The organism is Caballeronia sp. INML3B (assembly GCF_023631305.1).
Lineage (GTDB): Bacteria > Pseudomonadota > Gammaproteobacteria > Burkholderiales > Burkholderiaceae > Caballeronia > Caballeronia turbans.
On the sequence record NZ_JALQDI010000016.1, the window covers coordinates 88711 to 102250 of the forward strand.

Below are 13540 nucleotides of genomic sequence, written 5' to 3' on the forward strand. Positions count from 1 at the left end.
AGGACTCTCCTGCCTGCAAATTCGTTCGAACGGCAATGCCGTCCGGGAAATGATTAAGTGCCGGACCGATCGGGTCCGGCCAAACATCCGACGCTTTACGCCATAGTCGGCGTCAGCGCGGCCCACGTCACACTTCGCGCGGGTCAGCCGTTCGCCTCGCGCCTGCTCTGCATCCGGTATTCCGTCGGAGAGATCAGAAGACGCTTGCGGAAAATCTTCGCGAGCCTGTCGCCGTTGCCCATGCCGCTTCTGCGCGCGATCTTGTCGACCGGCAGTTCCGAATCCGTCAGAAGCGCGCAGGTCACGGCGAGGCGCGCCTGCAGCAAATAATCGGATGGCGTGATGCCCATCTCGATCTTGAAGCGGCGCAAAAAGTTGCGCTCGCTCATCGCGGCCACCTGCGCCGCATCGACGACCGAAATCGGCCGTTCGCAGTTGTCCTGCAGCCAGCGCGCCGCCGCTCGGATCTTGTCGCCCGCGGACGCCGCGCCGCTGTCGCCGAGAATCGACACGAGCTTCGCGGCGGAGCCGGGCATCAGGCGCTCGGCGACGCTGCGTGACACGTCGATGCCCAGGTCGCGCTTCACGATCAGGAGCGCGCCCTTCATGGATTCGTAGCGGTCGCCCGCGTCGCCCTGCTGCTCGTCGCGCACGAGATGCATGGCGTTGCCCAAGCGCGCCTGCGCGTCCTGCGCCTGGCCGATGCCCGCCGCGTCGAGCACCTTGCGGCCCTCGGAAATGGCGCGCACGACCGTCGTCTTGGACTGCACGCGGCGCAGCCATTCGATGATGCGATCGTCCTTCGCGGCGTCGTCGGCGCCGCGGCCGCCCGCGACGAAGAGCGCATCGAAGCCGCCGTAATGACGCGCGTCCAGGCCGTCCGTCCACACGCGCACCGACGACGAGCACGCCACGTTGCCGCCCTCGACAGACAGGAACCGCACGTCATAGCTGCAGTCCGGCCGGGACTTCACCGACGCGAACTCGTTCGCCATGTGGAAGACCTCCGCGACGATCCCCGCGCCGAGCAGGGAAAAACCGTCGAACAGCAGGATCGCGATCTGGCGGACCTCGGTCTGCGACGTTTTCGTCGCGGGAGGCGTCCAACCCATGACGGCGGGTTCTAGAGTGGCGTAAGGCATGGTCATCCTCTGCAGCTTTGCATCTTGGAAGGCGCGGAAGAGTTTCTCGGCCATTGCGGCGCATCAATGGACTTTCCCGAACTTCGCCGGGTTGCCGTGACCGATTGGAACGAAGTGTTGGCGGAATCGATCCGCTGGCTTGAATAATAAGCAGACAATCTTTTTTGTGCTCTAGATTTTCGCGCTTAAACCACAGAATCTGTTCCGATGTGAGGGTGAGCGCACATTGAAATCCCTCCCCAAATTCTGGAACGCCGTTTTCAAGGCGGTGATTATCACAATTCATCCGTCATACAAAGGCTGACGGCAGCCTAGTGGAATCTGGTTGACGCGCCGCCAGATCGGACAGGTGCGCGGCCCCCATGCCACGGGCGGCGGCTCTGCGCGGTTTGGCGGCAAGCCGGACGACATGTCAGATCAAATAAATTGATTCAATTTTGAAACATCGAATGGCGAAAAAGCGGACGTTCGTACTGCGGGGAATCGGAAAATTTTGGATTTTCCGTTACATTTCGGAACCGGATGTAATAGGCATTTGACACGCCGGTTTAAAAGTAGGATTTGATCGCCTATTAACTACCACGGATTAATCATTAATCGGAAGACTGACAATCGAGCCATTTTCAATTAAACAACTGGGTTTTATTGAATGGCGTAATGCGGTATTTTCATATGACGTTGGATGTTGCGCCGCAATAAGCGGATCGCAGCGCCGAAGCTGCATGGGCGCGGGACACGGGGCGCTCTCCGCTACGGCGTCTGATGGTGTTTTGCGGCGGCGCACGCGGCGACACGATTTTCGAATCGTCCAATCAAACCTTTGCACGCTTCGCGCGGGGGCCGCTCAATTCGCGCGCACGTTCGCAAATCGCGCGGCGGGATTTTTGCGCGCGGCGAGCGCGTGCGAATCGGTCAAGTTTGCCGTCCGTGCACGGGCCTGTGACGACCGAATTCGTCAGCCTTGCTTGTTTCACTCATGAGAATCGATCCGAAGATGTGCACCGTCGCTACACGCCGACGACCCCGTCGCGTCTTTCGGACGAAGCACGTCGGCGCGTGCGCGTACGCACGGTCATGCGGTGGCGCAGGCATCATCGTTTGCGCTGTGACGGGCGTGCACTTTCACCGGCGCTTGCCTCGCGCACGACGATCGCAAACACGGAGCAACGATGCTGAGCAACGCGGACTTCCTGACGGTGGTGCGGCTCACGCCGCTCGTGGCGATCGATCTGATCGTCACCGACGGCAACCGGCGCATTCTCCTCGGACATCGGCGCAACCGGCCTGCGCAAGGCACGTGGTTCGTGCCGGGCGGGCGCATCACCAAGAACGAATCGCTCGACGCCGCGTTCAAGCGCATCGTCCACAACGAGCTCGGCGTCGCGAGCGCGCAGCGATCGGCCGCGCGTTTCTTCGGCGTGTACGAGCATCTGTACGACGACAACTTCGCGGGCGCCGAGCATATCGGCACGCATTACATCGTGCTCGCGTATTCGATGACCCTGAGCGGCAAAGTACCGATCGGCCGCTTCGACCAGCACAGCGACTATCGATGGCTCATGCCCGACGAGATACTCGCGCGCGACGACGTGCACGAGTACACGAAGGCGTATTTCCGCTGATCCGGCAAAGCACGCGCCGAAGGACAAACGGCGCGCATTGCTGCGCGCCGCCCACCCTTTCCGCCAAGAAATTTCGATCCGGTCGCGTCACTTCTCGTCGAAGACACATCGCCCGATTCCGTCACACGACTGGATGGATGTGAGCCTATTCCTCGCGTACCGAGATCATCTGCCAACAGTTCGTCAATTTCGGACTTGGGGCGCGGCGACTGTTGGGCGCCGCGTATAGTGCGACCCATGTAAGCTCACTTTCCCGCTACTTACGTTCCTTCATGGACCGGACCCGCACAAGGCGTGACAACGCCGGCCCGGTCCGCACAGGGGAGAAGTCGATGGTGTACGCCAATGGTACGGGCAGGCTTCAGGTCGTGCGCGCCGTCGCGCCCGACACGCCGCCCGCCGATATGGCCAGCGCGGCAAAACGGATCGGCATTCTGATCTTCGAGGATTTTTCGCTCGTCGAAGTCAGTTCGATCTCCGAGGTCTTCTCGGTCGCGAATCAGGTTCGCATGCCCGCCGAAGCCGGCGAGCGCGCCGAAGCGCCGAACTATTCGCTGCGCTTCGTATCGAGCGAAGGCGGCAGCGTGGCGAGCAGTTGCTCGATGCGCATCTGGACAGAAGGGCTCGAAACGCGCTGGATGAACGAGTGCGACGCGCTTTTCATCGCGGGCGGCGTGGGTGCGCGCCATGCGCGAAACGACGCCGTGCTGAGAAAGCGGCTCGGCCGCGTGGCGCCGAAGATCCCGTTCATCAAGGCGATCGGCGAGGGCGCGCACATTCTCGCCGCGGCCAATCTCAGCGTGCAGAACCGCTCGCTCGATTTCACCGGAGGGCCCGAGCGCAGCGCGCGGCCGTCCATGTTGTCGAACCCGCTTTTCATCGCCGAGCAGACGCTCACGCTCGACGATCCGAAAGGGCCGATCGCAGCGGCGCTGTCGATCATCAAGCGCGATCACGGCGCCGCGCTCGCGCGTGAAGTCTCGGAGCGCTCGATTCCCGGCGCATGGCAAAAGCTCGCCACCGTGCTTGACGATACCGAAGCCGGCGGCGTACGCCAGAAGATCGACGCGGCCGCGCGCTGGATTCGCGAGAATTACGTGCGGCCGATCTCGATCGCCGACGCCGCACGCGTCGCCGCGATGAGCGAGCGCAATTTCCTGCGCCGCTTCAAGGCGCAGATCGGGCTCACGCCATCGGAATACCTGCTGCGTGCCCGGCTCGATGCGAGCTGCATGTTGCTCGCCGCGACCGACTTGCCGATCGACAAGATCGCACGGCGCTGCGGCGCGGGCAGCGGCGACGGCCTCGCCAAGATCTTCCGCAAGCGACTGTCGATTTCGCCGACCGAATACCGCATGGCCGGCCGCCGAAAGCTGGGCGACACTTCATAACGGCGTCGGTCGAGCCCGCGAGCCTGCCCATAACGGATACGCATGGAATCACAGGTACTCTGGACGCTTTCGAATCTGGGCGATGCAGCCTTCATGCTTCCGCTCGCGCTCGTCTGCGCGCTGTGGCTGCGCACCGTGGACGCGCGTCTCGCGTTGCGCTGGGCGATCCTGCTCGCGATCGGCATGGGGCTCGTCGGTCTCTCGAAGATGCTGTATGCCGGGTGCGGCCTCGAAATCGCCGCCATCCAGTTGCGCATGATCAGCGGTCATACGATGCTCGCCGCATCGATCTATACGGTCGCGGGCGGACTGCTGTTCAGCGGCTTAGGCGGCGGCTGGCATCGGCTGGGCGCGGCGGGCGGCCTTGCGCTCGCAGCGGCGATCGGCGCGAGCCGCGTCATTCAGGACGCGCATACGCCCGCGGAAGTCGTCGCGGGCTGGGTGCTCGGCGCGGTCATCGCCGCCCTCTTCCTCATGCGCGTTTTCGACCGGCCGCGCAAGATGCCGCGCGCGCTCGTCGCGGGTTGCGGACTGCTTGCCGTATCGTCGATCGCTTACGGCCATCACGCGCCGTTTCAGCGGATGATCGAACACTACTCGTGGTGGCTTTGTCAGGGCTCCGGGCTTTAGATTCACCACCCGCCCGGTGAAGGCGCGCGCAGAGGCGATCCCAAGTATGATCGTCGCTTTAAAAGTCACGCTCTTCTTTCGCGCGCGCCCCCAAGAGGCGCGCGTTCACGTTTCCGGAACCCGAGCATGGACCGCTTTCTCGCAATGAAAGTCTTCGCGCGGGTCGTCGAGGCGGGCAGTTTCTCGAAAGCCGCCGACGCCCTGCGCCTGCCTCCCGCGAGCGTCTCACGCACGCTTCAGGCACTCGAAGCGCATCTCGGCGCACGCCTCATCAATCGCACGACGCGCAGCATCAGCATCACCGAGGACGGCGAAGCCTATTACGAGCGCTGCGTACGCGTGCTGGGCGAAGTGGACGACATGGAAGCGTCGCTCTCGCATTCGAAGCTCAGTCCCAAGGGCAACGTCAAAGTGAGCCTGCCGCAGGTGATGGCGAAGAACACGATCATTCCCGCGCTGCCGGATTTTTTCGCGGCGTATCCGGATATCGGCGTCGAGCTGCTGCTCACGGACCGGCAAGTGGATCTTGTCGAGGAAGCGGTCGATTGCGTCGTGCGCGTGGGCGCGGTCGGCGACGTCGGGCTCGTCGCGAAACGCATCGGCGCTTATAAGCAGATCACGTGCGCGTCGCCGGGATATATCGAGAAGCACGGCGAGCCGGCGTCGCTCGACGACCTCGACCAGCACCTCGCCGTCGGCTATGTGCTCAACAACTCGGGGCGCGTGCGCAATTGGGAATTCGTCGTCGATGGCGAAACGCGCATCGTCCCGATGAAGCACAAGATTGCCGTGAACGACGGCGATTCGTATATCGCAGCGGGCGTGACGGGACTCGGCCTGATTCAGAGTTCGAGCTATACGCTCGATCCGCTCATCAGAAGCGGCGCGCTCAGGGAAGTGCTGAGCGCGTATCCGTCGTATCCGCGTGTGGTGTCGGTGCTGTATGCGGCCAATCGGCATCAGCCGCGCCGCGTGCGCGTGTTCATCGACTGGGTTGCGCAGCTGTATGGGCGGCTGCCGTCGTTTCAGGTCAACGGCTCGCCGGGCTGAGCGATGCCTCGCGCGCAAAAGGCATCGCGCGCCAGTCGTAGTCGCGATACGCGCGTTCGATAGCGTCCAGGTCCGCGGGCCGCGCGCTCGCATGAATGCCTTGCAGATGCGGCAACGCGAATTCGACCGCGACGCAGTTCGTGTAATCGCGCGCGCGCATGAAGGCGGGAATCGTCGTGAAGAAGGCGGTCGTCGGAACGTCGAAGCCGGCCGCGATATGCAGCGCCGCCGTGTCCGCCGTGACCAGATAGCGCGCATGCCCGACCCACGCGAGAAAATCGTCCGTATCGATGCAAAGCGGCGCAATGTCGCGATAGCGCGGATGATCCACCGCGCCGAAGCCGAGCACCGGCATGCCGGTTTCGTCCGCGAGGCGCGCGACGATACGCGCGCGCATCGACGCGGGAATGCTGCGCACCGGCGTGCTCGCGTCCGGGCAGAACAGCGCGTAGGGCGCGCTCTCGATGGCGGCGAGCGGCACATCGGCGAGCCATCGATTGCGCTTGTCGCCGGCGGCGATGCTGTCGGGCGCGACGCCCATCGCCCAGAGGAAGAAGTCGATCATCGGCATCGAAGCGAAACGCGGCCAGAAAAGCTGATTGCCGATGTCGATCTTCGGTTCATCGGCAGGCAGGCTCGCGAGCGGCACGGGTAAATCGATCAGATCGGCAAGGCGCGGCGCGGCGAGCGCGTAGAGACGCTGCACGTGACGTGGCGCGCGGGCCGGTCGATAGATCGTGAATCGAAGATGCGGATGAAGGCGTTTCACCGCCGATAGCGCCGAAAGCCCGATGATCGAATCGCCGAGCGTGACGCCGAACGCGTTGACGAGATGCACGCGGCTCGCTTGCGCGTAGTCAGCGTCGAAGGGGGCGCGGCCCGCGTTCAGGATATCGGCGGGCAAGGCGGAAAAACCGGAGGCATCGGCGTGCGCAACTTCGAGATCGTACGGTGCGACGATCTCGCCGCCCGGCGACAACAGCGAGCCCGCATGGGTCAGCGCATGAACATCGTCGAGCGTCGTCATGCGTCGACCGTCCGCGTCAGCCCGCCGCGCCGCGCTCGCGCGCCGTCTGCACGGCCGCGACGCTCTGCAGGACGGGCAGCGTCGCCGTCTGATATTCCGGCACCCAGCGGCGCAGGTCGCGGCGCACTTCTTCGTCGGAAAGCACGCGATGCTGCATGAGCCAGGGCAGCAACTCGTCGATGAAATCGTTCGGCACGCCCCGCGCCTGCGCGATGCGCAGTTTCGGATGCGGCGTGCGCGTGGTGGTTTCGTCGTCGGCGAGCAGTTCCTCGTAGAGCTTCTCGCCGGGGCGCAGGCCCGTGAAGACGATGCGGATCTGCTCTTCCGAAAAGCCGTAGAGACGAATCAGGTCGCGCGCGAGATCGACGATCTTCACGGGCTGGCCCATGTCGAGGATAAAAATTTCGCCGCCGCGCCCCATGCTCGACGCCTGCAACACGAGCTGCGCGGCTTCCGGAATTGTCATGAAGAAGCGCGTGATTTCCGGATGCGTGACGGTCACCGGCCCGCCTTTCGAAATCTGCTGCTGGAACTTCGGGATCACGCTGCCCGCGCTGCCGAGCACGTTGCCGAAGCGCACCGTCTCGAACTGCGTGTGCGGCGCGGATTGCTGCAACGCCTGGCACGACATTTCGGCGAGACGCTTGGAGGCGCCCATCACGTTGGTCGGGTTGACCGCCTTGTCCGTGGAAATCAGGACGAAATGGCGCACGTCGTGGCGTATCGCCGCGCGCGCGACGCGCAGCGTGCCGAGCACGTTGTTTCGCACCGCCTGCCATGCGTTCTGCTCTTCCATCAGCGGGACGTGCTTGTAGGCGGCTGCATGGAAGACGATGTGCGGCGTGAAGCGTCCCATCGTCTGATCGAGCAGCAGCGAGTCCTTCGCATCGCCGACGACCGGAATCACCGAGCACTCCGGAAACCGCTCGTGCAGTTCCTCGATCAGGCGATACATCGCGTACTCGGAAAGGTCGTAGGCGACCAGTTGCGCCGGCGAGAAACGCAGAATCTGACGGCACAGTTCCGAGCCGATCGAGCCGCCCGCGCCCGTCACCATCACGACGCGCCCGTGCAGCAGTTGCTCGACGTGCGGCATGTCGATCTTCACCGGCTCGCGGCCGAGCAGGTCTTCCAAGTCGATCTGCCGCACGCGCGACAGGAAATTCTGGCCTTGCGTGAGCGGCGTGAGCGCGGGCAGCACCATTACCTTCACGCCGGCGCGCACGCACAACGTGGCAACGCGCCGCTGCTCCTCGACCGACGCCGACGGAATCGCGATGATCACGTAGTCGACCTTCAACTGTTCGGCAACGCGCGACAGATCGCCGAACGAGCCGAGCACCTTGTGTCCGAGCACTTCGCGGCCCTGCTTGCCGGGATCGTCGTCGAGCAGGCCGACGAGGCGCCATTCGCTCGAACGCGCCAGCTCGCGCACGAGCATCGCGCCCGCCGTGCCCGCGCCGAGCACGATCACCGGCTTGCCCTGTCCGACGAGGCCGCCGTACAGGTAGAACTCCTTGCTCGCGCGATAGAGTGCGCGCGCGCCGCCCATCGCCAGGAAGAGCAGGAGCGGAGAAACGATGAGCACCGAGCGGGGAATGATCGGCGTCGGCTGCGACATCACGGCGCCCACCATCACGATGAGCGCGCCCACGACGATGGATTTCGAAATGCGCATGAGGTCGGGCAGGCTCGCGAACACCCACATGCCGCGATACAGCCCGAAGACGCGGAAGACGACGGCGTAGACCGGTACGACCCAGATGAGCGCCGCGAGCGCGCCATGACGGAAGTCATGCGGCACGGCGCCGTTGAAGCGCAGCAGATAAGCGATGAGCCAGGATCCGACGACGGCCACGAGATCGAAGCCGAACGCGCCCGCCGATAGCCATGTAGCTTTTATTCGATTCATCAGCATGGACCCTCAAGATTGGTCGGAATGGCGCGTCGCATGACGCCGCCAACGCGCGTCGACCACCGCGCCCGCTGCCACAACCACGACTGCCCAGCCCGCAACTGCCGCCCACTGCCCCGCGAGAGAAAACCGCAGCGCCCCATTCGCGAGCATTATGCCCGCCAGCATGAACAGATACCACGTGAGCGCGGTGCGCGCGTGCCCCATTCCAAGGCGCACCATGCGCTGATAGTAATGCTCGCGGTGGGCCTGCCAGAATTTTTCGCCGCGCGCGAGGCGGCGCAACAACGTGACCGTGGCATCCGCGATGAAAGGCGAAAACACGAGCGCCGGAAACCAGACCGGCCACGCGCCCCGTTGCCAGCCCCAATAGCCGAGCGCGCCCGCGAGAAACCCCAAGGGAATAGACCCGGCATCGCCGAGAAAAATCCGGGCCGGATGGAAATTGAGGGTCAGAAATCCGGCCGCCGCGCCCGCGATGGCCAGGCTCGCGAGGCCGAGATCGGCTTGCGGCGCGGGTCCGGCGAGTGCCGCGAGCGCGTAACCGCCGAAGCCGAATAGCGCCATGCCGCCGGCGAGCCCGTCCGAACCGTCCATGAAGTTGTACAGATTGACGAGCCACAGCATCAGAAAGCCGACCAGCGCGAGCGCCCACCACGGCACGTGCGCCGGATGCACGACGATGACGAGCGCCACCGCGACGATATGCGCCGCGAAGCGCGCGCGCGCGGGCAGGCCGCGGCGATCATCGATTTGCGATACGGCGGCGAGGAAGACGGCGCACGCTGCGACGAGCCACATCGACGGTGCCGCGACCAGAAGTGCGATCACCGCGACCGGCACGATGCCCCATCCGCCGACGCGCGGCGTGGGCCGTTCGTGCAGCGAGCGTTCGTTGGGAATATCGGTGGCGAGACGCCACGCGAGGCCGGTGTGGATGAGCGTACGGAGAATCAGCGCGCACGCGGCGAGCGCCAGTACCGCAACGGACACCGCGGCCAGCAGCGGCGAAGCTTCAAAATACGAATGCAGCATGCAATGTTATGAGTTGTCGAAAACGAGGCCTGGTCGTCCCGGCAGTTCTTCGCTCGGGAAAAACCCGAAAGCATACGCGAACGCTCGCCGCATTTAGTTTAAATATCTGACGAACAAGGAAAAATCGCGCTGACTGAAGCTGTCAGGAACCTTGCAATGCCGGTGTGGAAGCAGCGCGTATTTTAACGTTCGCGACCGGCGGTTTCGGCCGGCGCGAAGCGTTCATTGCCCGCGCGTCGAGCGAAACCACGCGGCCGTGGCGGCCAGACCTTCATCGAGAGATTGCGGCGCCTGCCAGCCGAGCGCGTCGCGGATACGGTGCGAATCGACCCGCAGGCTGCCAGTCAGCCGGTCGATCTGCGCGGTCTTTCCGGCAACGCGAGCGAGGCCGCGCAGCAGTCCGGCCGGAACCGGCACGAGCCGCGCGGGCCTGCCGAGATGCGCGCCGAGCTTGCGCGCGAGTTCGGCGACGCTCGGATCGTAGCCGTCGGTGACATGGAACAGGCGTCCCGCGGCGGCGGGATTGAGCGCGCATTCGATCGTCGCGCTCGCCAGATTGTCGACGGAGACGAGACTGCGACGCGCATCGATTGCACCGAGCGGCAACGGGATGCCGCGCGCGATGGCGCGCATCATCGCCAGAAAATTGGCGCGCACGCCGGGACCGTAGACGAGGGGCGGCCGCACGATCGCGATCTCAAGCCCCGTGCGGCTGCCGAATTCGAGCAGTTTCACTTCGGCTTCGGCTTTCGAGACGCCGTAGGCATCGGGCGGACTGCGCGTGTCGTCTTCGGTGAACGGGCGGCCCGGGTCGCTTTCGCCGAGCGCCTTGATGCTGCTCATCAGGACGAAGCGCGCGACGCCGGCGCGGCGCGCGGCTTCGGCGGCGGCGAGCGTGCCGTCGACGTTGATCGCGCGGTACGCGTTCAGCAGCGCCTCGGAGGTCTTTTGCGCGGCGGCGTCGGTCATCACATGGACGCGCGCGGCGAGATGGATCACCGCGTCGCAGCCTGCAAAGGCGTCGGGCGCGATCGAGTCGAGGCCGTCTATATGCCGTACATCGACGCCCGGTTCGCACTGCGCGTCATGCCGCACGAGCCCGGTCGCGCGGATGCCGCGCGCGAGCAGCGCCCGGCTCACCGCGCGGCCGACGAAGCCGTTGGCGCCGGTGATCGCGATGCGTCGGCCGGTTTCGCTCATAGCCATCTCCAGCCGAAGCGGTTGAAGAACCGGTACGCCGACGTGACGAAGAGCTTGATATGCACCGAGCCCTTCTTCGCCGCGCCGCCGCCGTGATGCAGGATGCGCACCGACGGCACATACGCGATGCGCGCGACCCGGCGCGTGCGCAGGCTCAGATCGTAGTCTTCGAAATACAGGAAATAGCGCGGATCGAAGCCGCCGAGCGACTTGAGCACGTCGCTTCTGAAGAGCATGAAACAGCCGCTCACGATCGGCGGGTCCCACACGATGTTGTTCTCGCCGATGACGTCGCGCATCTCGTAGCGCGCGAGGCGGCGCGCGAACGGTTTGCGCAGCGCGGACGGCAGAAAGCCGCGCACGAAGAGATCGAGCACCGTCGGATAGCGGCGGCAGAGAAACTGCTGACGGCCGTCGTCTCCGCCGATCCACGGCGCGAGCAGCCCCGTTTCCGGCGAGTCGCGCAAAAACGCGAGCGCGCGGCGCAGGCCGTCCGCGTTGAGCTCGACATCCGGATTCAGGATCAGGTGATAGCGGCTGTCCGCGCGCGCGATCGCGAGATTGTGTCCGCGCCCGTAGCCGACGTTGCCGTGCCCTTTCAGCACCACGGTGTCGAATTCGGCGTCCGAGGGCGCCGGCAGGTCGGCGAGTTCGCCGGGATTACCGTTGTCGATCAGATACAGGCACGGGCGCCCGGCGACGTCGTGCAACTGCGCGAGCGCGGTTTCGAGCGTTTCGACGGTGCGCGCGAGCAGCGCGGCATCCGGCCGGTAGACGACGATGGAAATGCTGAGGGTGATGGCGGGATCGGACTGAGGCGCCGATCGGTTCTGCGGGGCGTTCGCGTTCATCGGACAAGGGGGGTGTCCGCGCCACGAAAGGAAAACGGACCGCATCGACGAGTGGAAGACGTCAGATTGTCCTCAATGTCGATGTTTTCGGCAACCGCGCGAGGTGGCGCAAAGCGCGGTGCGACGAACCGTTCTTGTTACAGATTGTGCTAGATTGCGCCAGCAAGCGGAGGATTCTGTCGCGCCCGATTCGCCCTTCCCTGGTTGGGACCGGACGCGCTGTGGGCTTAACCGATCACCCGACGCGAATTGTATGAACAAGCCCATTGTCGTGGATCTCGACGGTACGCTGATCCACTCCGACATTCTCGTCGAGAGCGGATTCGCCTTTCTGAGATCGTTTCCGCAAAAGTTCTACAAGCCGCTGCAATGGCTCTCGAGCGGCGGCAAGCCCGGACTGAAGTCGCGGCTTGCCGAGCACGTGAGCATCGACGTCACGACCCTGCCGTACAACACGCAAGTCGTGAGCTGGCTGCGCGAGATGCGCGCCACGGGCCGGACGATCGCGCTCGCCACGGCGAGTCATGAGACGTTTGCGCAGCGGATCGCGGAGCACCTCGGCATCTTCGATCGCGTGTTCGCCACCGACGAGCACGTCAATCTTTCTTCGCATCGCAAGCGCGACCGGCTCGTCGAAGAGTACGGCGAGAAGGGTTTCGACTACGTCGGCAATTCGCACGACGACATCGTCGTCTGGGCCGCCGCCGATCGCGCATACGTGGTCAATCCGCATGCGGGCGTCGTTCGGGCGGCGTCGAAGCACGACAACATCGAACAGGTCTTCGAGAGCCGCCAGCCGACGCTCAAGGTCTGGGCGAAATCGCTGCGCCTGCATCAGTGGTTGAAGAACGTGCTGGTTTTCGTGCCGCTGCTCGCCGGGCACCAGCTGAAATCGCCCGCTGCGATCGGGTTCGCCGTGCTCGCGTTCTTCGCCTTCGGGCTGTGCGCATCGAGCGTATATCTGCTCAACGACCTGCTCGATCTGCAGGACGACCGCCAGCATCCGGTGAAGCGCAAGCGCCCGCTCGCCGCCGGCACGATGCCGCTCGCCTGGGGCATGGCGCTCTGCCCTGTCCTGCTTGCCGCGTCGTTCTCGATCGCGTTGACCTTCTTTTCGTGGAAGTTCAACGCCGCCCTGCTTGGCTACTACGTGCTGACGCTCGCCTATTCGCTCGCACTCAAGCGCCAGGTGATGATCGACGTCGTCGTGCTCGCGGCGCTCTACACGACGCGCATCGTCGCCGGGGCCGCGGCGATCCACGTGCCGCTCACGTTCTGGCTGCTCGCCTTCTCGATGTTCGCGTTCCTGAGTCTCGCCCTCGTGAAGCGATACACCGAGCTCCACGCGATGATGAAAGCCGGACGCGACAGCGCGCGCGGGCGCGGCTATCTGGCGAGCGATCTCGCCATCGTGTCGTCGCTCGGCACATCGTCGGGCTATATCTCGGTGCTCGTGCTGGCGCTGTACATCCAGGACGAGCACACCAGGATGCTCTACCGGCACCCGCAATTCATCTGGATGGTCTGTCCACTGATGCTCTACTGGTTCAGCCGGACGTGGGTCATCACGCATCGCGGCAGAATGAACGACGATCCCATCGTGTTCGCGGCGCGCGATCGCATGAGTCTGCTCGTCGTCGCCCTGTGCGGCTTCGCGTTCTGGCTCGCGATCTGACC

General features: G+C 64.6%; 11 protein-coding genes. 5 read left to right on the forward strand and 6 right to left on the reverse strand.

All coding sequences use genetic code 11. The features are described 5' to 3' along the window. Nucleotides 1-143: 143 nt before the first annotated feature. A complete protein-coding gene (locus NCS58_RS11090; protein ID WP_250476961.1) occupies nt 144-1142 on the reverse strand; it encodes a GlxA family transcriptional regulator in 999 nt (332 codons plus the stop codon). Between the two features lie 1169 nt (nt 1143-2311). Between NCS58_RS11090 and NCS58_RS11095 the strand changes: the two genes are divergently transcribed. The 4 genes from NCS58_RS11095 (at nt 2312) to NCS58_RS11110 (ending at nt 5835) form a co-directional block, all read left to right on the forward strand. Continuing rightward, nucleotides 2312-2764 carry a GDP-mannose mannosyl hydrolase gene (locus NCS58_RS11095; RefSeq protein ID WP_250538428.1) on the forward strand — a complete coding sequence of 151 codons (453 nt, stop codon included), beginning with the start codon at nt 2312-2314 and terminating at the stop codon, nt 2762-2764. 332 nt (nt 2765-3096) lie between these two features. Further along, nucleotides 3097-4155 carry a GlxA family transcriptional regulator gene (locus NCS58_RS11100; protein WP_061119287.1) on the forward strand — a complete coding sequence of 353 codons (1059 nt, stop codon included), beginning with the start codon at nt 3097-3099 and terminating at the stop codon, nt 4153-4155. A 42-nt stretch (nt 4156-4197) separates the two neighbouring features. Next, nucleotides 4198-4785: a phosphatase PAP2 family protein gene (locus tag NCS58_RS11105; protein ID WP_250538429.1), complete on the forward strand. Its 588-nt coding sequence runs from the start codon at nt 4198-4200 to the stop codon at nt 4783-4785. Nucleotides 4786-4911: 126 nt separating this feature from the next. Continuing rightward, nucleotides 4912-5835 carry a LysR family transcriptional regulator gene (locus NCS58_RS11110; RefSeq protein ID WP_061119289.1) on the forward strand — a complete coding sequence of 308 codons (924 nt, stop codon included), beginning with the start codon at nt 4912-4914 and terminating at the stop codon, nt 5833-5835. Here NCS58_RS11110 and NCS58_RS11115 read toward each other — a convergent pair. From NCS58_RS11115 to NCS58_RS11135, 5 genes are all read right to left on the reverse strand, one after another. After that, nucleotides 5816-6862 carry a glycosyltransferase family 9 protein gene (locus NCS58_RS11115; RefSeq protein ID WP_250538430.1) on the reverse strand — a complete coding sequence of 349 codons (1047 nt, stop codon included), beginning with the start codon at nt 6860-6862 and terminating at the stop codon, nt 5816-5818. The two genes, NCS58_RS11110 and NCS58_RS11115, sit on opposite strands and share 20 nt — an antisense overlap. A 16-nt stretch (nt 6863-6878) precedes the next feature. Further along, nucleotides 6879-8774, reverse strand: coding sequence for a nucleoside-diphosphate sugar epimerase/dehydratase (locus NCS58_RS11120; RefSeq protein WP_250476963.1), 1896 nt, complete (start codon nt 8772-8774; stop codon nt 6879-6881). Between the two features lie 12 nt (nt 8775-8786). Beyond that, on the reverse strand, nt 8787-9812 hold the full coding sequence (locus NCS58_RS11125; protein ID WP_250538431.1) for a glycosyltransferase family 4 protein: 1026 nt from the start codon (nt 9810-9812) through the stop codon (nt 8787-8789). A 222-nt stretch (nt 9813-10034) separates the two neighbouring features. Continuing rightward, on the reverse strand, nt 10035-11012 hold the full coding sequence (locus tag NCS58_RS11130; protein WP_250476965.1) for an NAD-dependent epimerase/dehydratase family protein: 978 nt from the start codon (nt 11010-11012) through the stop codon (nt 10035-10037). Beyond that, nucleotides 11009-11863 (reverse strand): glycosyltransferase family 2 protein, encoded by an 855-nt coding sequence (locus tag NCS58_RS11135; RefSeq protein WP_250476966.1) that lies wholly within the window; start codon nt 11861-11863, stop codon nt 11009-11011. The genes NCS58_RS11130 and NCS58_RS11135 overlap by 4 nt, the downstream gene beginning before the upstream one ends. Before the next feature lie 253 nt (nt 11864-12116). Between NCS58_RS11135 and NCS58_RS11140 the strand changes: the two genes are divergently transcribed. After that, complete coding sequence (locus tag NCS58_RS11140; RefSeq protein ID WP_250538432.1) at nt 12117-13538, forward strand: UbiA family prenyltransferase; 1422 nt, start codon at nt 12117-12119, stop codon at nt 13536-13538. The last annotated feature ends 2 nt before the right edge of the window (nt 13539-13540 follow it).